This is a genomic window from Rhodopseudomonas sp. RCAM05734, assembly GCF_052658035.1.
In genome coordinates, this window is the sequence record NZ_CP199742.1 from 339,294 (window position 1) to 360,001 (window position 20,708).

Here is a 20,708-nt window from a genome sequence, read left to right on the forward strand (position 1 = left end):
GTCTCTCCTGAACAACGGGGACTGATGCGGAACGAAAGTCTGCCTTTGTCTTCTCGCTTGATCTGCCCGGCCGTCGTCCGCAACGTCGCGAGCGGCGACCGGGCCTAACGCTCGCTCAGCGAATAATATCGAAGCTGAAATCCGTCTTGGAGGGAACGTTGGTGTTCCTGTCGATCTCGTCAAAGATCTTGTCGAGGATCGTCACCAGGACATTCATGCCGCCCTGGTAACCCCAGACCGGGTAACGATGATGGTGATGCCGATCGAAAATCGGGAAGCCGATACGGATCAGCGGCGTTCCAGTATCTCGCTCCAGATACTTGCCATAGGTGTTGCCGATCAGGAAATCTACCGGCTCGGTGAACAGCAGGGAGCGCATATGCCAGAGGTCCTTGCCGGGATAGACATGGCAGTTCTTGCCAAACGGCGAGGCGTCGAACACTTCCTGAACCTTCGCCGCCCACGCCTTGTTGCCGTTGGTTGCCAGCACGTGGGTCGGTTCGGCACCGAGTTCAAGCAAGAATGCGGCAAGGCCGAGACAAAGGTCCGGATCGCCATAGATCGCGAACTTCTTGCCGTGAATATGCGCAGCAGAGTCAGCAAGCGCATCGACCAGTCGGCCGCGCTCCAGGGTCAACGCCGCCGGAATTTCTTTCCCGGTGATCCGCGACAGCGCCATCACGAAGTCGTCGGTGGCGGAAACGCCGATCGGATGATTGAACGACAGCACTTCCTGGCCATGACTTGCGATGAACGGAAGCGTCTTCTCGGTCGAATAATGCTGCATCGAGATCGTCGCCTTGGCATGGATCGCATTGGCTGCATCTTCCAACGTGGTGCCGCCGTCATACATCCGGAACTCGCCGTCAGTCGGCGTGTCGAACACGTCGCTGTTGTCGGCAAGAACGGTGTGTTCGATCCCCATCAGATTGAAGATGCGCTTGATTTCCCGGGTGTTTCCGACGGTGTAACCATCGAAGCCGCCGATGAAGTTGATCTTCTCGTTGGGCTTGCGCTCGAGCTTCGGCGCGGTACCGGCCTTGCCATCCCAGAAGTGTTCAATAATGCCCTTCAGCGCATTGTCGTAGCCGGTGACATGACTGCCGACGAAGGCCGGCGTGTGGGCGAACGGAACGTCGTATTCCTCCGGCACAGACCCCTTTTCCTTCGCCGTCTTGATGAACGCGTTGAGGTCGTCGCCGATGACTTCCGCCATGCATGTCGTGGACACCGCGATCATCTTCGGCTTGTACATCGCATGCGTGTTGGCGAGGCCGTCGATCATGTTGTTGAGGCCGCCGAATACCGCCGCGTCTTCGGTCATGGATGACGATACGCAGGAACTCGGCTCCTTGAAGTGGCGCGACAGATGGCTGCGGTAATAGGCAACGCAACCCTGCGAACCGTGAACGAAAGGGATTGTTCCTTCGAAGCCGACGGCTGCGAACACTGCGCCGAGCGGCTGGCACGCCTTGGCCGGGTTGATCGTCAGGGCCTCGCGGGCAAAATTCTTTTCGCGATACTCCGGCGTCTTGGCCCATTCGCGGATGCGCTCGACTTCGGCGGGATCGCGGGGATTCTCGAACATCTTCTTCTTGTTCGCCAGCATCTGCTGGTATTCCGGGCCGCGGAAAAGCTCGAAGTGATCGAGCACGTGTTCAGCATTCTGCGTCATGGTGACACCCTTTCAAAATTGTCTGTGAGCGGAAGGCCTGGCCCTCCCAAGCCGGGAGAGCCAGGAGCGCGATCTATTCGGCGGCCATCAGTGTCGCCTGCGGAACGACCTTCCACGGCGGGATCGTCTTCTTCCAGATCGGCGAATTGATCGCCATGTCCATGTCGCGCGCGAAGATCGCGAAGCCGTCATAGCCGTGATACGGGCCGGAATAGTCCCAGGAGTGCATCTGCCGGAACGGCACACCCATCTTCTGGAAGACATACTTCTCCTTGATGCCCGACCCGACCAGATCCGGCTGCACCTTTTCGACGAACTTCTCGAACTCGTAGCCGGTCACGTCGTCGTAGATCAGCGTACCGTCCTTGACATAGTGCTGGGCGGTTCGCTGGTAGTCATCGTTGTGGCCGAATTCGTAACCGGTGCCGACGACTTCCATGCCGAGATCCTCATAGGCACCGATGACGTGGCGCGGGCGAAGACCACCAACGAACAGCATCACCGTCTTGCCCTCGAGGCGGGGGCGATACTTGGCGATCACCGCATCCATCAGTGGCTGATATTTCGCGATGACGCGCTCGGCACCTTCCTTGATCTTGTCATCGAAGAACGATGCGATCTTGCGTAGCGATTCCGCAATCTTGGAGGGGCCGAAGAAGTTGTATTCGCACCACGGAATCCCGTACTTTTCTTCCATGTGGCGGGAGATGTAATTCATCGAACGATAGCAATGCAGCACATTGAGCTTCGCTTTCGGCGTTGCCTCGAGTTCTGCCAGACTTCCGTCGCCGGACCACTGGGCGATCACCCGAAGCCCCATTTCCTCGAGCAGGATGCGCGATGACCAGGCGTCGCCACCTATGTTGTAGTCGCCGATGATGGCGACGTCGTAGGGTGACTGCTCGAACCTGGCCGGCGCATCCGCCGGAATTTTGTCGAAAACCCAGTCGCGGATCGCGTCGTTGGCGATGTGGTGACCGAGCGACTGCGACACGCCGCGGAAGCCTTCGCAGCGAACAGGAACAATCGTCTTGCCGTCGTATTCCTTCGACTTCTGCTTCGAGACGGCCTCGATGTCGTCACCGATCAGACCGATCGGGCATTCCGACTGCACGGTGATGCCGTTGTTGAGCGGAAACAGCTCCTGGATTTCGTCCATGATCTTGGCGAGCTTCTTGTCGCCACCGAAGACAATGTCCTTCTCCTGGAAGTCGGAGGTAAACTGCATGGTCACGAAGGTGTCGATCCCAGTGGTGCCGATGTAGTAGTTCCGGCGGGCCGCCCAGGAATATTGGCCGCAGCCCACCGGGCCATGGCTGATGTGGATCATGTCCTTGATCGGTCCCCACACCACGCCCTTCGAGCCGGCATAGGCGCAGCCGCGGATGGTCATCACGCCCGGAACCGACTTCAGGTTCGATTTGACGCCGCAATCCGACTTACCGGCTTCATGCACGTTCAGGTGCTTGGCGCGCCGCTTAGCGGTCTTCTCCGGGTAAACCGCCAGTACTTCGGCGATCAGTTCCTTGTTGCGCGCCTTGATCTCCGCAACACTTTCCGTCTTTGCTAAGCTCATCTGATTTTCCTCGCTATCCGTTTGCGGTGACGGGGGGACCGGCCCCTCTCGCGAGGGGCCGGATCGTCTCGATTGAAAGTCCTCAGGCGGACATCGCTGCCAGCTGATCGGCGGCGAGTTCTGCGGCGGTCTTGCCGACTACGCTCTCGTCCACCGGCTTCATGATGCCGTGCTCCATCAGCATGTCCTCGAGCTCGTCCATGGTGATCGGGGTCGGGATGATGCCCTTGCCGCCGTTGGCGTGGATCTTGGTCGCCAGCGAACGGTAGTGCTGGGCCTGTTCGGATTCCGGCGCGTATTCCAGAACCGTCATGCGGCGCAGCTCGGCGTGCTGCACGATGTTGGCGCGCGGCACGAAGTAGATCAGGTGGGTGCCGAGCTTCTTGGCCATGGCTTCGGCCAGCTCCAGCTCCTTGTCGGTCTGGCGTTCGTTGCAGACCAGACCGCCGAGACGCACGCCGCCGGAATTGGCGTATTTCAGAATGCCCTTGGAGATGTTGTTGGCGGCATACATTGCCATCATCTCGCCGGACATCACGATGTAGATTTCCTGCGCCTTGTTCTCGCGGATCGGCATCGCGAAGCCGCCGCAAACCACGTCGCCCAGCACGTCGTAGGACACGTAGTCGATGTCCTCATAGGCGCCGTTCTCCTCGAGGAAGTTGATCGAGGTAATGACACCGCGACCGGCGCAGCCGACGCCGGGCTCCGGACCGCCGGATTCCACGCACTTGATGTCGCGATAGCCGACCTTCATGACTTCTTCGAGTTCGAGATCCTCGACGCTGCCGGCGGCGGCGGCCAGACTGAGGATGGTGTCCTGCGCCTTGGCATGCAGGATCAGGCGGGTGGAATCCGCCTTGGGATCGCAACCGACGATCAGGATCTTGTGTCCCATCTCGGCCAGCGCCGCCAAGGTGTTCTGCGACGTCGTCGACTTGCCGATGCCGCCTTTGCCGTAGAAAGCGATTTGTCGTAGTGCAGCCATTTTGTTCTCCATGAACCGATGCGGTGTATCCGTCGTCGCAAGCCGCACAGCGTGGTCTTGATGAATCCCGTTGCGCGGCGCGGTCGCAGATTGCTCTTCCGCTTCGAGGATGCAGCCAGCAACCATCGCCTTGCGAGAACGAGGGTTTGCAACGACTGTGCCAGCGCACGCGCCGATGAAAAATTCTTTTGATTTGAAGTACATAGATGTTTGATACGAACGACGGGCGGCTTGTTGCAAACCCGACATGATGATGCGTCGTCGGACGCTCGGCTATTCGGCTGTCCCAAACAAAACATCGCTGCAGACACGCCTGTCCGGCCAATGGGCGATGCCAGTGTCGTCTTCTGTCAGGGACCAATCGCGGTACGACGTTTGCTTGACGCAAGGCGCCACGACAGCGAGGACAACAGAATGCCCGTCGATTTTGCACCCTTCAACTCCAGGGATGACGACATCGTGTTCGTGATCGAGGGCAATGATGTTATTCGCTCGGCGTTGCATTTCATCCTGACCCACCAGAATGAGACGCACTCGTTTGCAACCCTCGATCTCGCTTATGCACGAGCAGGAGACATGACGCCGGACCTGATACTGCTCGGCATCGACCTTCTTGGACAAGAAGGCCGAACCGTCCTGAGCCAGATCTGTCGAAGGTTCCCAAGCGCCGAGATTATGATCGTGGCGAACACCGTCGATGATCCATTGGCCTTGAAAGCGCTGCGGTGGGGGGCACACGACGTCCTGGGCAAGCCAATCAGCTTCGATTCGATCCACCGTAGCGTCAACGGGGTGCTCCGGCGCCGGAAACAGGCAGCGACCTTGCTCGGGTTGCTGCCGCCCTCGGCAGCGTGGTGACCGATATGCCGGGCGCAGCGCCAATGAACCAGGAGAAGGGTGGCCAAATGAATAACGCAGGCGCAGGTATCCCGCCGATCGATGACATCATCGAGAACTTTGCGCTGCTGGATGATTGGGACGACCGCTACCGTTATGTCATAGAACTCGGTCGCGGCATGCTCCCGTTGCCCGATATCCATCGCAGTGCCGCCAACAAGGTCCCCGGCTGCGCCAGCCAGGTCTGGCTCGGCACTTCGGTCCGGTTCGAACATCAACGGCTGCTGCTGGATTTTCGCGGCGACAGCGACGCGCATATCGTGCGCGGGTTGGTCGCCATTCTGCTCGCGGTCGTCTCCGGCAAGCCGGCCGATCAGATCCTGACAGCGGACCCGATTGCCCTATTCGACCGCCTTGGTCTGGGCGAGCATCTCACTCCGCAGCGATCCAATGGATTTCGATCCATGGTCAACCGCATCCGTGCCGATGCGCAGCGGGCCCTGACAGACCAGGCGGTATCCGCCAGATAGCCAAAAGCCCCGCGATCAGTGTGCAGGGCGCCGGCCACCGCGCAGCGCGGCTTTCGCCATCTCCTCGCCGCGCATGATCACGACGGCCGCATTGGCAAAGAATTCTACGGTATAGTAAGTCTCACCAAGAAAACTCCAGCTTTCGCGGACTACACCGACATCGCCACCATTGACCAGGATTTCGCCGATATCGCGGTGCGGATAGATCCCATCATTGATAACACGCGTCAGTGACCGTACAGCCTCGCCCGCTTTGAACTCGCGCTGACCGGCGATGCTCGTACCGCATTTGAAGCTGCGGCGGCGAGGATCGTGGACCACGCGGGCAATGGCGGTCGGACGCAGCCGCGGATTTGGGTGATTCATGTGAAGAACTCCTGCGCCCTGGTAAGGGCTCGCGCCAGAACATCGACCTCTTCATGGGTATTGTAGAGCGCGAATGAGGCCCGGCACGTAGCCGAGACACCAAAACGCTCCAGCAGTGGCATGGCGCAATGGGTGCCGGCCCGCACCGCGATGCCGGCGCGATCGATCACTGTCGCGAAATCGTGGGCGTGGGCACTCTTCATCTCGAACGAAACGATGGCCCCCTTCTCCGCCGCGGCTCCGATGATGCGCAGCGAATTGATCTCGCCGAGCTTTTGTTGGGCATAGGCAAGCAACGCGCCTTCGTGCGCCCTGATCCGCCCCTTGCCGATCGAATTGATGTAGTCGATGGCGGCACCAAGCCCGATCGCCTGCACGATGGCCGGCGTCCCGGCCTCGAACCGGTGCGGCGGCGCACCGTAGCTGACACAATCGCGCTGCACCTCGCGGATCATCTCGCCGCCGCCATTGAACGGCGGCATCGTCTCGAGATGTGCGCGCTTTCCGTATAGTGCGCCGATCCCGGTTGGCCCGTACAATTTGTGGCCGGTAATGACGAAGAAATCACAATCGATGTCGCGCACATCGCATTCCATGTGCACGGAAGATTGCGCGCCGTCGACCAGCACCGGGATCCCCCGGGCGTGCGCGATGCGGACCACTTCCTTGACTGGCACCACAGTGCCCAGCACGTTCGACATCTGCGTGATGGCGACCATCTTGGTGCGTTCGGTCAGCAGCTTTTCGAATTCGTCGATCAGGAAATTGCCGTCTTCGTCCACCGGCGCCCACTTGATCACGGCACCCTGCCGTTCCCTGAGGAAGTGCCAGGGAACGATGTTCGCATGATGCTCCATGATCGAGAGAACGATTTCATCACCCGGTCCTATCCGCTCACGCCCAAAGGTCTGCGCCACAAGATTGATGGCCTCGGTCGCGCCGCGGGTGAAGATGATCTCTTCGTTGCTGCCGGCATTCAGGAAGCTGGCGACCTTCTCGCGGGCGCCCTCGTAGCCCTCGGTGGCGGCATTGGCGAGATAGTGCAACCCACGGTGAACGTTGGAGTATTCCGAGGTGTAGGCCTGCGTCATGCGATCGAGAACCGCCCTGGGCTTCTGCGCCGATGCCGCATTGTCGAGATAGACCAGCGGCTTGCCGTAGACCTGCATACCAAGAATCGGAAAATCCTCGCGAACGCAGCCGACATCATAGCTACCGTTACTGACCGCCGGATGCAGCTTCATCCCCGTTGTCCCAGCCAGTTGACAATGACTTCCGTCAGCGCGTCGCGGACGCCGTCATGCTCGATCGCGTCCACCACTTCGGCGGCAAACGCCTGGATCAGCAAAGCCTCCGCCTGCCTTTCTGGAATGCCACGCGCCATCAAATAGAATTTCAACTGATCGTCCAGATTGCCGGTGGTGGCGCCATGGCCGCATTGGACATCGTCGGCGAATATTTCGAGCTCCGGCTTGGCGTCGGCCTCTGCATCATCCGACAACAGCAGCGCCCGCGTCATCATCTTGGCGTCGGTCTTCTGCGCCTGCTGCCGCACCGTAATCCGGCCCTGGAACACGGTGCGTGCTTCGTCATCGACGACGGCCTTGAACAATTCGCGACTTTGGCAATTCGGCGCCGCGTGCTCGACCGTTAGCGTGGTATCGGCATGCTGCCGCTCGGCCAGCAGGCTGAGACCGCGCAGATCTCGCGATCGTGCCCTCCCCCGAGAGCAGCACGAACTGCTGATTGCGGACGACAGCCCCGCCGGTATTGAAGCCGCATTCGTTGAACTTCGCACGCGCACCGACGTGAGCCAGCAGCGTTCCGATATGAATAGCTCCCTTGCTTTCACCGGTGACCTTGATGTGATCGACTTTCGCCTCATCGCCGATCACAAGCTGCAGCACGGTATTGACCTGATAATCTCCCTGACCGCGACTTTCATGGGTCTCGATCAAGGTCGCCGAGGCGCCCTTGCCGACCACCACCAGCGATCTCGTGAACATCGCAGCAGGCGTTGCTCCGGTAGTGACAAAGACCAGATGGATGGGCCGCGCAATGGAGGTATCCGGCGAAACCGTGATGACAACTCCGTCGCCGGCTAGCGCTGTATTGAGCGTGAGCGCCGAGTCATCGGCGGGCACCGTAACGCCGAGCCCCTGCGACAACATCGGTTCGTCCAGGGCCAGCGCTTCCGCCATCGAGCGAATCTTGAAGCCGGGCTCAAGCTCAACCAGATCGGACAGCTCTTCGACGAAGGCGCCGTCGACGATCATCAGCCGGCGAAAGCCAAGTGCGGACAGCAGGCCCCCGGCTTCCCGGGCCGTCTGCTTCGCAATGGCATCCGGCGGAGCTGCCAGCGGCCGGGCATCCCGCATCAAGCGCCGCAGGTCGGTATATTTCCAGGCTTCAACCCTGGGGTTGGGCAATCCCGACAGCACAAAATGATTGAACGCAGCAACGCGAACCGCGGCGATGTCGCTGCCGCCCGGCAACCCCTGCCGGGCCATGTTGTAGATGTCGACGAGCCCAAGTTCGGCCTGGGTTCTGACGGGGCGAATGACAGCGGTCATGGCCGTTACGCCGCCACGTTCTGAAATTGCGCGTAACCTGTCGCTTCGAGTTCAAGCGCCAGTTCCTTCCCACCAGTCTTCACAATGCGGCCGGCCGCCAGCACGTGCACAACATCGGGCACGATGTAGTCCAGAAGCCGCTGATAGTGCGTAATCACGATCATAGCGCGATCGCTGGAGCGCAACGCATTGACGCCGTTGGCCACGATCTTGAGGGCGTCGATATCGAGGCCGGAGTCGGTTTCGTCGAGCACACAGAGCAACGGCTCCAGCAGCGCCATCTGCAGCGTCTCGTTGCGCTTCTTTTCGCCGCCGGAGAAGCCCACGTTGAGCGGGCGGCGGAGCATATCGGGATCGATGCCGAGTTTCTTCGCCAGTTCCCGGACACGCTTGAGCAGATCGGGCGACGTCAGTTCTTCCTCGCCGCGCTTGCGACGCTGGGCGTTGAGCGCGGCGCGCAGGAACGTGACGGTGGCGACGCCCGGGATTTCCAGCGGATACTGGAAGGCAAGGAACACACCCTTGGCGGCGCGCTCGTCAGGCGCCATCGCCAGCAGGTCCTCGCCCTTGAACAGAATTTCGCCGTCGGTGATCTCGTAGCCGGGCTTTCCGGCCAGCACATACGACAGCGTCGACTTGCCGGCGCCGTTCGGGCCCATGATGGCGTGAATCTCACCGGCATCGACCCTAAGGTCGAGGCCCTGGAGAATTTTCCGTCCGGCGATTTCGGCCCGAAGACCGCGGATTTCGAGGAGCGGCGTCATCGGCAATTACCTCCTTACATAGTTGATACGACACCATCACCCGACGCTGCCTTCCAGCGAGATCGAGATCAGCTTCTGCGCTTCCACCGCGAATTCCATCGGAAGCTGTTGCAGCACATCCTTCACGAACCCGTTGACGATGAGGCCGACGGCTTCTTCCTGGCTCAGCCCACGCTGCACGCAGTAAAACAGCACGTCCTCGGAGATCTTCGACGTCGTCGCTTCATGTTCGAACAGTGCCGACGAGTTCTTCGCCTCGATGTATGGGACGGTATGGGCGCCGCATGTGTCGCCGATCAGGAGCGAGTCGCAGGCCGTGAAATTGCGCGCACCCGTCGCTTTCCTATGCGCAGTGACGAGGCCGCGATAGGTGTTTTGCGAAACGCCGGCAGCTATGCCCTTGCTGATGATCCGGCTCGATGTGTTCTTGCCCAGATGGATCATCTTGGTTCCGGAATCGACCTGCTGGTGGCCATTGGAGATCGCGATCGAATAGAATTCGCCGCGAGAATTGTCGCCGCGCAGGATGCAGCTCGGATATTTCCAGGTGATCGCTGACCCGGTTTCAACTTGGGTCCAGGAGATCTTTGAGTTGGCGCCGCGGCAGTCGCCGCGCTTGGTGACGAAATTGTAAATGCCGCCGACACCCTCGGAATTTCCCGGGTACCAGTTCTGCACTGTTGAATACTTGATCTCGGCATCATCGAGCGCGACAAGCTCAACCACCGCGGCGTGCAACTGGTTCTCATCGCGCTGCGGCGCGGTGCAGCCCTCGAGATAGCTGACATAGGCGCCCTTGTCGGCGATCAGCAACGTCCGTTCGAACTGCCCGGTGTTGCGTTCGTTGATGCGGAAATAGGTCGACAGCTCCATCGGGCAGCGCACGCCCGGCGGCACGTAAACAAACGAGCCATCAGAGAACACCGCCGAGTTCAGCGTCGCGAAATAATTATCCGAAGTCGGAACGACTGTGCCGAGATATTTTTGGACGAGTTCCGGGTACTCGCGGATTGCCTCCGAGATCGGCATAAAGATCACGCCGGCCTGCTTCAACTCTTTCTGGAAGGTCGTCGCCACCGAAACCGAGTCAAATACCGCATCGACAGCGATCCGGCGCTCGCCCTCAGGCCTCACAACGCCTTCAAGCATCTCGACTTCGCGCAGCGGAATGCCCAGCTTCTCATAGGTCTTAAGGATTTCAGGGTCGATCTCGTCGAGCGATCCGATCTCCTTCTTTTTCGGTGCCGAGTAATAGTAAAGGTCCTGATAGTCAATTTTCGGATAGTTGACCCGGGCCCAGTTCGGCTCAGTCATGGTCAGCCAGCGCCGGTAGGCCTGTAGCCGCCACTCCAGCATCCACTCGGGCTCGTTCTTTCTGGCAGAAATGTACCTGACAATATCTTCGGACAGCCCCTTGGGCGGCTTTTCCGATTCGATAAGCGTCTCAAATCCATACTTGTACTGTTCGACGTCGATGCTTTGCACCCGTTCGACGGTTTCTTGTACGGCTGCCATTCGTTACTCCGCCCGTCGACGGGACGCCGGATCGTATCGGGCGCCCCAATGGTTCATTGGATCTGGACCGCGGTGTGGACGCGCGCGCCTGACAGCGCACGCGATCGTTTCGCGCAGCCGCTCGTCCTCGCCGGCCACCACGGTCATGAGCAATGCGCCCAACCGGGCGACCACGTCACCCAGCGCCAGGGAGATGTTGCCACGGCATGCCATGGTCCTGTTCCTCATGCGGGCACGCAGGTATTTTCGACCGGGCACACCACCGCGCATTGAGCTGTGTCGAAATGCCCCTCGCATTCGGTGCACTTCTTCAGATCGATAATGTACATGTCGTTTTTCAGGCGGATGGCGGCATTGGGACATTCAAATTCACAAGCGCCACATACCGTGCATTGCGAGGCGACGATTTTATAGGCCATCTTCAAACTCCGAATGCGTGTCGATGCCGGATAACGACACCCTTTCAAGCCGCGTGCCAGAACGCAGGCATTTGATTTCACACTGCTATTTCAGCGCTGGCGACTCGCCGCGCTGTCGCGCCCACGACAGGCTGTCGCAACTCCGACAAGTCGCACCAAGGGTGATTTCAACAAAAGGCTGCGCGCCATGCGCCAGCGCGGCGATCGACATCTTCTTGGGTCAACCATCCGCCACGGCGCGATGTCGCGCCGGCTTCACTTCTCAAGGAGAAATAGCAGAGCTGGAGCAGCTAGAGGTGCTTGACCTCGATGCCGTGCTTTTTAAGCGCATAGCCGATCTGACGCGGCGTCAGTCCGAGGATGCGGGCCGCCTTGGCCTGGACCCAGCCCGACTTCTCCATCGCCGCGATAAAGCGCTCGCGATCCGGAACCTGCCCGTAGCTGGTTGCTTCAACGGTGGCCGGAATCGAGTCGACGGCAGGCTGGATTGGCGAAGGTCCGTAACCTTCTGCGCTGCCACTTGCGGTGCGCGGCAGCACCGGGAGCGGGACCGCTGGCCGAAGCCGTGCCGGCGGAAATTCCGAAGGCCCTTTCCACAGCATTGCCGAGAGGCATTCGTTCTTGCGGCAGGCGAAATCGTCCATCACGATCGAGCCTCCCTGCGCCAGAGTCGCCGTCCGCTGCACGCAGTTTTCCAATTCGCGCACGTTGCCAGGAAAGCCGCACCCCATCAGCACTTCCAGTGCGCTGGCGTCAAGCGACAGAGTACGGCCGTTCTCCTCATTGAAGCGCTTGAGAAATTCGGCGGCCAGCGGCGCGATGTCGCTGCGTCGGTCGCGCAGCGGCGGCATCAGGATCGGCACCACGCTGATGCGGTAGTACAGGTCGGCGCGGAATTCGTTTCGCGCGACCGCTTCTTCGAGGTTGCGGTTCGTCGCGGTAACCACGCGCACGTCGACCTTGAGGGTGTGGTTGCCACCGACCCGTTCAAACTCCTGCTCCTGCAGGACGCGCAACAGCTTGGCCTGAAATGCCGGCGAAATCTCGCCGATCTCATCAAGAAAGATGGTCCCCTTGTCGGCGAGTTCGAAACGCCCCTTGCGTGAATTGATGGCGCCGGTAAAGGCTCCCTTCTCGTGGCCGAACAATTCGGACTCGAGCACCGATTCTGGCAATGCCGCGCAATTGATCTTGACGAAGGGGCCCTTGGCGCGCGGCGAAAGCTCGTGGATCGCCTTGGCAATCAACTCCTTGCCAGTGCCCGACTCGCCACGCAGCAGCACGGTGGAGTTGGATTTGGCAACGATAATGATCTTGTCGAGCAACGAGCGCAGCGCGGGGCTGTCGCCGATGATGCCCTTGATCAGCACCTTCTTGCGCTCGCGCACCGGCTTGAGTTCGGACAACTCCTTCTGCAGGCGGTGGCTCTCGGCCATCAGCCGATCGCGGTCGCGCGAGACCACCCGGTAGAGCTGAACGGTCTGCCCGATCAGATTGGCGATCATGGTCAGGAAACGCACATCGGAATCGAGTCGGAAAACCGAACGACCGTCCCAGACCCGGTCGATCGTGAGGGTTCCGATCACCTTGACGCCAATGCGAATTGGTACTCCGATGAACGACACACGATCGCTGCCAACGGCGCCTAGTGCGGCCGCATCGGTAGCAAACAATGAATGTTTCGCAACATCTTCGACGACCAGCGGGACGGCCGTCGCAACGATCTGTCCAATGGCCTTCTGCGGCAAACGAGCCCGGTAACGCTCGTCGGCGCCCTCATTCCAGCCGACGCCAACGGTGATATCGGGAACATCGTCGTCTGCCAGCAGGGAAATCACGCCATGTCGCATTTGCAGGAACGACGACAGCACATTCAGAACGCTGGCAAGCGTCGTCTGCAGTCGGTTCGGGGCATTGAGGATCTTTGAGATTTCATAGATCCCGGTCAGCGCAATCTCGCTGAGCGGCATCAGCGGAGTACCAGATCGCGCGTCCAGATTCGCGGATTCGATCGCGTCAACATGCGCCATGGCAGTCTCTCCATAGTCCATGACGTTCCCTGCCGGCTTTTTTCGGATTGTTATGATCTTGTCCCATCTTCACAACGATGTCGTGCTCAACTTTGCTGCATTAGTGCAGAACATAGAGGCGTGTACCGCAGGCTGAACGCCTTCGAACTTTGGGGATCAACTACTCTCATAGCAGGCGCAAGCGATCGTCTGTGACAGTGCATTGACTTAGATCAATACGTCGCGACCAAAGGGACGGCACGCGATAGTCTATCATGAGCCAATTCCAGCTCGCTGAAATCGTCGCGGCTCTGTGAACGGTAGCTGACAGATCAGACATGCTGTCCGCCGTTGATCTTGATCTCCTCTCCGGTGACGTAGCTCGCCGCATCCGAGCAGAGAAAGTAAATGACCTTGGCCACCTCGTCCGGCGTCCCAATTCGGCGCATCGGTATTACCGGCACAAGCATCGCTTCGGTTTCCGGTGACAGGATATCGGTCTTGATCTCACCAGGGGCGATGGCGTTGACACGAATACCGTAGGGGGCGAAGTCGTGGGCCATTTCCCGGGTCAGACAGGCCAATGCGGCCTTCGAGGTCGCATACGCCGTACCGGCGAACGGATGCACGCGGGAACCGGCGATCGACGTAACGTTGACGACGGTGCCTGCACCGTCGTTGAGTTCATCAAACAGTCCTCTCGCCAGCAGGATCGGCGCGAGAAAATTGACATGAAAGACACTCATCCAGGTGTCGACCGGCGTCGTCAGCGACGTCAGCCGGCCTCCTTCGTCATTTTTCGGAGAGAGCCCCGCATTATTGATCAGCGCATGAAGCGGCAAGCCTCCGAGGCGCTCCTTGATCTCTGCAATCGCGCCGGGCAACGCCCGGTGGTCGCTCAGGTCAACCTCGACATGATCGTCGGCCCCTGAATTCCATGGACAGAGATCGCTGTCGAACCTTTGGCGTGAACAGGTAATGATCCGCCAGCCTGCATCGGAAAATAACTTGACCGTCGCATGTCCTATGCCGCGCGAGGCGCCGGTTAGCACCATGTTCTTTTGCTCCGCCAAGGACGGCTCGATCTTCGGAGGCATGCCGGGATAGGGACAGAGCACTATGTTCTCCAGCGCTGATCCGAGCCGGATCGGCGTTCATCGTTGCGCGGTCAGCGGTCGGATCCGCGCGGCGACCATTCACAGCGCGGGGGGCATGATGTTTCCGACACAAGGGCGATTTTGCATGATCCGGGCCAACCTGATCATCCTGTGTTCGCGAGGCAAAGCCGCCGAATCGCACCCATTGCGAGTATCGCGTGGCCTTGGAAGCGGCAGCATGTCGACGTTCCGACACTTCCGTTCGGTTCGATACAAAATCCGCCACTATCCGACATCAACTCACGCCGACGCCCCGCAGCAACGCTGCCTTACCGATTGGTCCGGTTTCTGCACTATCGATTTCGCCAGAGATATCCATTGCCGAACGGGGGAGGGACAGCCATGCCGCTTTACAGTTTTCACTGCGCAAAATGTGACGGCGACGTCGAACTCCTGATCGGGTTTTCCGAGAAACCGGCCTGCCCGGCATGCGGCAGCAAGAGGATGCAGCGGCTGATGTCACTCACGGCGCCGCAGGGCAAGACCAAGGCCTTGATGAAGGCCGGACGTGCGCAAGCCGCGCGCGAGGGCCATCTGAGCAATTTCAGCCGTGCTGAACGGCGCCGCTGATCAATTATCGGTTCGACGATCGGTCAATCCGCGGTGATCTGCACCTCCGGCATTTCATCCGGCTCCGGGATGTCGAGCCCGTCCTCTTCGGCCAGATCGATTCCGCTCAAGCAGATATCGCCATCATCAATGATCAGCCTGATCGGCGTGAGTGCCTTCCCCTGGCAGGGGCCGATGAAGCAATGTCCGGTATCGAGATCGAACTGAGCATGATGACTGCCGCAGGTGATGAAGTTGCCGTCCTCATCCATGAACTCTCCGGGCACCGTATCAAGCCGCGAGCCCTGATGGGGGCAGGCATTTTCAAACCCGAAGAAGTTGTTACCCTTGCGCGCGATAAGAATTGGCCAGGGCTTGGCCGAGCCGTCCGGCTCTCTGCGCATGAGCATGAAGCCTGTAGCCTGGCCGTCATCCACCTGATAGGTGCCGCATATCGCAAAAAGCGTGTCCATTCACGGATCCCTTCCAGCCATCATTGACGCTTCGGCCTGCAGGCGCTGAAGCGAGATCTCTCACTCAGCAAGCGATGTGCCAGCGACAGAGTGTAGATTGGTGCGGGTTCTCTCCTCGGATCTACTTTCGGTGTCGGACCGGTCCATAACTTACCAATACCTGCTGCGCGACAGGCTTATGGCCGTACAGCAAACGCGAATCGCGCAATGGCGGTCAAAACGCCCCTTCGACATCGTCGAAATCCCGGGCACCGGCTATCATCGAGCCGACAATCTTCGAGCATGTCCAAGCACCGAAAATACGAGGACGACGGCGCCACGGATCGTCAACGGTCCATCGTTACTCGCAAGGTCGCGCGACAATCTCCGTCGACGCGGAAAAGATCGACGTGTTTGCGCGACTGATGACAGATAAACTGGAAAACGGCGATGTTACCGGTCGTAAGGCCTACGTCCACGCCGTGGTCATCGCCATCGAGGTAGGTGACAAGACCATTCGCATTGTCGGCTGCAAGGCCACCCTGCAGGAGGTCATTACCGGCAAACAAACCACGAACGAGAATGTTCGTGGTTTTGTACGCAAATGGCGCGCCCGAAAGGATTCGAACCTCTGACCCCTAGATTCGTAGTCTAGTGCTCTATCCAGCTGAAGCTACGGGCGCGTGCCGCGGAAATCGTGAGGACACAAGGCCCTGTTGAAGTCGCATGCTTTTCGAAACAGGTTGTTTGCGAAAGCGCGCCATAGCTACCGGCTCCGGCCGGGCTTGGCAAGCACCTGTGCGACCGTTCGACGACAGGAATTGCCGATACCGGCGGCTGAAGCGGATTAAAGTGAAGGAAAATCGTCGCTCGCCGGGTTCGGGAGCGGAAGTCCGGCCGCCACGGGACGACGGCCGTCGAATCAACGCGTTCATTAGCTCACGCCCGCGCCCGTTCGCTGCGGATGCTGTGCAGTTCCACCGGACGGTCCGGCATGCTGATGCGGAACGTGGCCCCCAGTGTGCCTTCGACCAGATGGATATCGCCGCCATGGGCGCGAACCAGTTCCGCGGCAATCGCCAACCCTAATCCGCTACCGCCCGGACGCGCCGAGCCCTGAAAGGCCTCGAACAGGTGGTTGCGGGCCTTCTGCGGCACGCCGGGACCGGTATCCGAGACTTCGATGATGGTCACAGCGCCTTCGCGGCGTCCGGTGATGCGGATCTGCTGCGGGGCGGCCTCGCTCGGCGGCTGGCCTTCCAGCGCCTGGGCGGCGTTGCGCACCAGGTTCAGCAGGATGCGGAACAGCTGGTCGGGGTCAGCATCGATGGTCAGGCCACGCTCGATGGCATTGATCCAGGAGATCGAGGCGTCCGAGGCGAGGCCGGCAGATTCCCTGACCTCATTGACCACCGGCTCGACCAGCATCATGCGGCGGTCGGGCGGGGCTTCCTGGGCCCGGCCGTAGGACAGGGTCGACTGGCAGAACGCGATCGCGCGTTCCAGCGAGCGCATCAGTTTCGGCGCGAACCGCTGCACCCGCGGGTCGGGCACGCTGGCCAGCTGGTCCGACAGGAGCTGCGATGACGCCAGCAGGTTGCGCAGGTCGTGGTTGATCTTGGAAACCGCGAGGCCGAGCGCGGCGAGCCGGCTCTTCTGATGCAGCATAGACACCAGGTCGCGCTGCATGTCGGACAATTCGCGCTCCGCCACCCCGATCTCGTCGCCGCGCTGGCTGGGAACGATGATCCGCGCCGAACTCTCCGGATTTTCGTGGAACCCGACCAGATTGGCAGTCAGCCGCCGCATCGGCCGCACGAACAAGTAATGCAACGCCAGATAAACCAGGCCGGCGGTGAGGATGGCAATGCCCAGCGACACCCAGAACAGGTTTCTGGAGAATCGGTACATGGCCTGGCGCAGCGGCAATTCATCGATCACCACCTCGATGAACTGGGCGCCCGATGGCGCCGGGCCAATGACCCGGATCGACTGGTTGCCGGTTTCCAGCATGACCTCGAACGAATCCATGATGGCGGACCACACCGTCATGTCGCGCATGTCGATGTCATGATCGATCTGTGCCGGCAGGTCGGCGCTGGCCAGCAGGCGGCGCTGCTGGCCCATCTTGATGGCCACCGCGCGGGCGCCAATACTGCTGAGGATCTGCCGGGCCAGCGATTCCGGCACCATACCGGAAGGCGCGGCGTCCAGCACCAGCGCCGCCGTATTGGCCGCGGCGAGCTTGTCATTCAGCCGATTGATCCGGAAATTGGCAATCGAAGGGACGTAGATCAGCACCTCGGCAATCAGGACCAGCGGAATGGTCAGCAGCAGGAGCTTGCCGGACAGCCCGAGCCGGCGCAGCGGCCTGCCCGGCCGCGCCGTTTCCGTCCCGATTTCGTTTGCAGCCGACACTATGTTGCCTCTGATCCCACGCCGCGACGCTGCACCTCGACGAGATACGGCTCAAAATGACGATTCGATCTCGCCATTCGTGCATCCGCCGCCGAAAGTCTGCGGCCGCCCCCCGCGCCACACACCGCAGAAGCGGAACGATCCGCTCCCTACCTTAGAAAAACACCCTGGATATGGGTATAATCCGCCGAATTTCACGATTTTCACGTTCAGCCGTCACCCTGCAGGGCAAGATTGACGAAAACAGGACGCTCCCGTATAAGCCCGCCAACTGTCCGCGATGGCCCGGTCTTGACCGGGGCGGCTCTTATGGGCCGGAAACGGCTCATATTGAGCCAGCATCTTTGGACTATCCTCATTTCTCGGCTAATTGCCTCGGCGAATTGCCCGGTCCCGGAGAACGACCCGTGAAGCGGACTTATCAACCCAGCAAATTGGTGCGCAAGCGCCGTCACGGCTTCCGCGCTCGCTTGGCGACCGTCGGCGGCCGCAAGGTTCTGGCTGCGCGTCGTGCGCGTGGTCGCAAGCGCCTGAGCGCCTGAGCGGACCTTCCTGAGATCTCATCATGGACCGGTTACGGCAGCGGGCGGATTTTCTCGCCGCTGCCAATGGGCCGCGGATGAACAGCCCTGCCTTCGTGTTGCAGAGCCGGTTGCGTGACGATGACGGCCCGGTCAGGGTCGGTTTTACCGTGACCAAAAAAACGGAACCGCCACCGAGCGCAACCGTATCCGCCGCCGGCTTCGCGAACTGGTGAAGCGCGTCGACGTCGTATCCATGCGACCCCACAGCGATTATGTGTTAGTCGGCCGTCGTGTCGCGCTGAACCGCGACTTTGCAACCATGCTCGACGATCTCCGCTCGGCGCTGCACCGCCTCGACCGGCAGTCCTCTAAAATAACCGTGACCTGATAGTCCCAGCCTGCGACAAGCGCGCAGCCGGCCGCCGAAGCCGCACCCGCCTTTGAATGACGAGACCTGAACGATGACCGACAATCGCAACACCATCCTTGCCGTCATCCTGTCCGGCCTGGTGCTGATCGGCTGGCAATATTTCTTCAACATCCCGCAGATGGAGAAGCAGCGCGCGCAAAGCCAGATCGAAGCGCAGTTGAAGAACCCGACGGCTCAGCCTGGCGCAACGCCCGGTACCACGCCGCAGGCCGGCACCGCTCCCGCCGGCAGCGTGCCTGCCAACCAGCCGGCATCGGCCGCGCCAATCGTCAGCCGCGATGCCGCCATCGCCGCCGCGCCCCGCATCAAGATCGACACGCCGCGGGTGTCGGGCAGCATTTCCCTGAAGGGCGCACGCATCGACGATCTGGCGCTGGTCAAGTTCCGCGACACCGTCGACCCGACCTCGCCGGCCATCGTGCTGTTCTCGCCTTCGGGCACCGCCGCGCCCTATTATGCCGAATTCGGCTGGGTCGCTGGCGCCGGCGCCACCGTGAAGGTCCCCGACCAGAACACCCAGTGGCAGCAGGAAGGCTCCAACGCCCTGACGCCCGCCACGCCGGTGACATTGAAATTCGACAACGGCGAAGGCCTGACCTTCAAGCGCACGATCGCCATCGACGAGCGCTACCTGTTCACCATCAAGGATGACGTCACCAATATCGGCAATGCGCCGGTGACCCTGTATCCGTTCGCGCTGATCTCGCGCCACGGCACCCCGCATGTGGAAGGCTACTACATCCTGCACGAAGGCCTTGTCGGCTATCTCGGCGACCAGGGCCTGCAGGAATACGGCTACAAGAAAATCGACGAAGCCAAGGCGGTCAACTTCAAGGTCACCAACGGCTGGCTCGGCATCACCGACAAGTACTGGGCCTCGGCGCTGCTCCCCGACAACAATGCGCAGCTGCAGGCGCGCTTCTCTTCCAATCTGGTCGGCACGGTCCACACCTACCAGACCGATTACCTGCAGGATGCGCAGACCATCGCCATCGGCGGCACCGGTACCGCCAACGCCCGGCTGTTCGCCGGCGCCAAGGAAGCCGCCACCGTCGGCATCAACTTCCCGCTCGCTGTCGGCCTCGGCGGCTACAACCAGTCGCTCGGCCTCAACCACTTCGACCTCTTGATCGACTGGGGCTGGTTCTACTTCATCACCAAGCCGATGTTCCTCGCACTCGACTGGTTCTATCATCTGGTCGGCAATTTCGGCGTCGCCATCCTGCTGGTGACCGTGCTGGTCAAGACGCTGTTCTTCCCGCTGGCCAGCAAGTCGTACGCGTCGATGGCCAAGATGAAGGCCGTACAGCCGCAGCTCGCCGCGCTGAAGGAACGCTTCCCTGACGACAAGATGAAGCAGCAGCAGGAGATGATGGAGATCTACAAGAAGGAGAAGATCAACCCGATCGCCGGTTGTCTTCCCGTCGCCTTGCAGATCCCGGTGTTCTTCTCGCTCTACAAGGTTCTGTTCGTCACCATCGAAATGCGCCACGCGCCGTTCTTCGGCTGGATCAAGGATCTCTCCGCACACGACCCGACCAACCTGTTCAACCTGTTCGGCCTGCTCAGCTTCGATCCGACCCAGTTGCCGGTGTTCGGCCACTATCTCGCGCTCGGCATCTGGCCGATCATCATGGGCATCACGATGTGGTTCCAGATGAAGCTGAACCCGACGCCGCCGGACCCGACCCAGAAGATGATCTTCGACTGGATGCCGCTGATCTTCACCTTCATGCTCGCGGGCTTCCCGGCAGGTCTGGTGATCTATTGGGCCTGGAACAACACCCTCTCGGTGCTGCAGCAGAGCTACATCATGAGCCGCAACGGCGTGAAGGTGGAGCTGTTCGACAATGTGAAGTCGACGTTCGCCAAGAAACCGCCGGTCGAGAAAAAGACGTAACGCAGCCCTCATCCTGAGGAGCGGCC

General features: G+C 60.5%; 18 protein-coding genes, 1 tRNA gene and 2 pseudogenes. 7 read left to right on the plus strand and 14 right to left on the minus strand.

Going from position 1 to position 20,708, the window contains the following annotated elements; genetic code table 11:
- Positions 1-115 precede the first annotated feature (115 nt).
- The 3 genes from nifK to nifH all read right to left on the minus strand — a co-directional run bounded on the left by nifK (position 116) and on the right by nifH (position 4,239).
- Positions 116-1,675 carry a nitrogenase molybdenum-iron protein subunit beta gene (nifK, locus tag ACUXVA_RS01775; RefSeq protein ID WP_265081821.1) on the minus strand — a complete coding sequence of 520 codons (1,560 nt, stop codon included), beginning with the start codon at positions 1,673-1,675 and terminating at the stop codon, positions 116-118.
- Positions 1,676-1,748: 73 nt separating this feature from the next.
- Positions 1,749-3,251 carry a nitrogenase molybdenum-iron protein alpha chain gene (gene nifD / locus ACUXVA_RS01780; RefSeq protein WP_265081820.1) on the minus strand — a complete coding sequence of 501 codons (1,503 nt, stop codon included), beginning with the start codon at positions 3,249-3,251 and terminating at the stop codon, positions 1,749-1,751.
- A gap of 82 nt (positions 3,252-3,333) precedes the next feature.
- On the minus strand, positions 3,334-4,239 hold the full coding sequence (gene nifH / locus ACUXVA_RS01785; RefSeq protein WP_445490555.1) for a nitrogenase iron protein: 906 nt from the start codon (positions 4,237-4,239) through the stop codon (positions 3,334-3,336).
- A gap of 414 nt (positions 4,240-4,653) precedes the next feature.
- On the opposite strand from nifH, the gene ACUXVA_RS01790 reads away from it, so the two are divergent.
- Positions 4,654-5,097, plus strand: coding sequence for a response regulator (locus ACUXVA_RS01790; RefSeq protein ID WP_265081818.1), 444 nt, complete (start codon positions 4,654-4,656; stop codon positions 5,095-5,097).
- Positions 5,098-5,120: 23 nt separating this feature from the next.
- Positions 5,121-5,606, plus strand: coding sequence for a SufE family protein (locus tag ACUXVA_RS01795; protein WP_265081817.1), 486 nt, complete (start codon positions 5,121-5,123; stop codon positions 5,604-5,606).
- A gap of 15 nt (positions 5,607-5,621) precedes the next feature.
- Here the strand turns inward: ACUXVA_RS01795 and ACUXVA_RS01800 are convergent, their stop codons facing one another.
- From ACUXVA_RS01800 to ACUXVA_RS01835, 8 genes and pseudogenes are all read right to left on the minus strand, one after another.
- Positions 5,622-5,972 carry a nitrogen fixation protein NifZ gene (locus ACUXVA_RS01800; protein WP_265081816.1) on the minus strand — a complete coding sequence of 117 codons (351 nt, stop codon included), beginning with the start codon at positions 5,970-5,972 and terminating at the stop codon, positions 5,622-5,624.
- A complete protein-coding gene (locus ACUXVA_RS01805; RefSeq protein WP_445490558.1) occupies positions 5,969-7,216 on the minus strand; it encodes a cysteine desulfurase in 1,248 nt (415 codons plus the stop codon). The genes ACUXVA_RS01800 and ACUXVA_RS01805 overlap by 4 nt, the downstream gene beginning before the upstream one ends.
- Positions 7,213-8,545, minus strand: a pseudogene (sufD, locus tag ACUXVA_RS01810) (Fe-S cluster assembly protein SufD). The gene ACUXVA_RS01805 and the pseudogene sufD overlap by 4 nt, the downstream one beginning before the upstream one ends.
- A 5-nt stretch (positions 8,546-8,550) precedes the next feature.
- Complete coding sequence (gene sufC / locus ACUXVA_RS01815; RefSeq protein WP_265081814.1) at positions 8,551-9,309, minus strand: Fe-S cluster assembly ATPase SufC; 759 nt, start codon at positions 9,307-9,309, stop codon at positions 8,551-8,553.
- Between the two features lie 36 nt (positions 9,310-9,345).
- A complete protein-coding gene (gene sufB, locus ACUXVA_RS01820) occupies positions 9,346-10,824 on the minus strand; it encodes a Fe-S cluster assembly protein SufB (protein ID WP_265081813.1) in 1,479 nt (492 codons plus the stop codon).
- Between the two features lie 224 nt (positions 10,825-11,048).
- Positions 11,049-11,243: a 4Fe-4S binding protein gene (locus ACUXVA_RS01825; protein WP_445490561.1), complete on the minus strand. Its 195-nt coding sequence runs from the start codon at positions 11,241-11,243 to the stop codon at positions 11,049-11,051.
- A 290-nt stretch (positions 11,244-11,533) separates the two neighbouring features.
- Complete coding sequence (gene nifA, locus ACUXVA_RS01830) at positions 11,534-13,273, minus strand: nif-specific transcriptional activator NifA (RefSeq protein WP_445490563.1); 1,740 nt, start codon at positions 13,271-13,273, stop codon at positions 11,534-11,536.
- Positions 13,274-13,584: 311 nt separating this feature from the next.
- Positions 13,585-14,349, minus strand: coding sequence for an SDR family NAD(P)-dependent oxidoreductase (locus ACUXVA_RS01835; RefSeq protein WP_445493386.1), 765 nt, complete (start codon positions 14,347-14,349; stop codon positions 13,585-13,587).
- A gap of 402 nt (positions 14,350-14,751) precedes the next feature.
- Here ACUXVA_RS01835 and ACUXVA_RS01840 point away from each other — a divergent pair, with 402 nt between their 5' ends.
- Positions 14,752-14,979 (plus strand): FmdB family zinc ribbon protein, encoded by a 228-nt coding sequence (locus ACUXVA_RS01840; protein ID WP_265081811.1) that lies wholly within the window; start codon positions 14,752-14,754, stop codon positions 14,977-14,979.
- Between the two features lie 23 nt (positions 14,980-15,002).
- Here the strand turns inward: ACUXVA_RS01840 and ACUXVA_RS01845 are convergent, their stop codons facing one another.
- Positions 15,003-15,431: a Rieske (2Fe-2S) protein gene (locus ACUXVA_RS01845; RefSeq protein WP_445490564.1), complete on the minus strand. Its 429-nt coding sequence runs from the start codon at positions 15,429-15,431 to the stop codon at positions 15,003-15,005.
- 404 nt (positions 15,432-15,835) lie between these two features.
- Here ACUXVA_RS01845 and ACUXVA_RS01850 point away from each other — a divergent pair, with 404 nt between their 5' ends.
- Positions 15,836-16,045, plus strand: coding sequence for a hypothetical protein (locus tag ACUXVA_RS01850; protein ID WP_265081810.1), 210 nt, complete (start codon positions 15,836-15,838; stop codon positions 16,043-16,045).
- Here ACUXVA_RS01850 and ACUXVA_RS01855 read toward each other — a convergent pair.
- Together ACUXVA_RS01855 and ACUXVA_RS01860 are read right to left on the minus strand one after the other, a co-directional pair.
- Positions 16,016-16,093 (minus strand) — tRNA-Arg (locus tag ACUXVA_RS01855). The genes ACUXVA_RS01850 and ACUXVA_RS01855 overlap by 30 nt on opposite strands.
- A gap of 256 nt (positions 16,094-16,349) precedes the next feature.
- On the minus strand, positions 16,350-17,828 hold the full coding sequence (locus ACUXVA_RS01860; RefSeq protein ID WP_445490567.1) for a sensor histidine kinase: 1,479 nt from the start codon (positions 17,826-17,828) through the stop codon (positions 16,350-16,352).
- A gap of 407 nt (positions 17,829-18,235) precedes the next feature.
- Between ACUXVA_RS01860 and rpmH the strand changes: the two genes are divergently transcribed.
- The 3 genes and pseudogenes from rpmH (at position 18,236) to yidC (ending at position 20,682) form a co-directional block, all read left to right on the plus strand.
- Positions 18,236-18,370 (plus strand): 50S ribosomal protein L34, encoded by a 135-nt coding sequence (gene rpmH, locus ACUXVA_RS01865; protein WP_011471298.1) that lies wholly within the window; start codon positions 18,236-18,238, stop codon positions 18,368-18,370.
- A 23-nt stretch (positions 18,371-18,393) separates the two neighbouring features.
- Positions 18,394-18,740: pseudogene (rnpA, locus tag ACUXVA_RS01870) on the plus strand (ribonuclease P protein component).
- A 73-nt stretch (positions 18,741-18,813) separates the two neighbouring features.
- Positions 18,814-20,682, plus strand: coding sequence for a membrane protein insertase YidC (gene yidC, locus ACUXVA_RS01875; RefSeq protein ID WP_265081809.1), 1,869 nt, complete (start codon positions 18,814-18,816; stop codon positions 20,680-20,682).
- Positions 20,683-20,708: the final 26 nt, after the last annotated feature.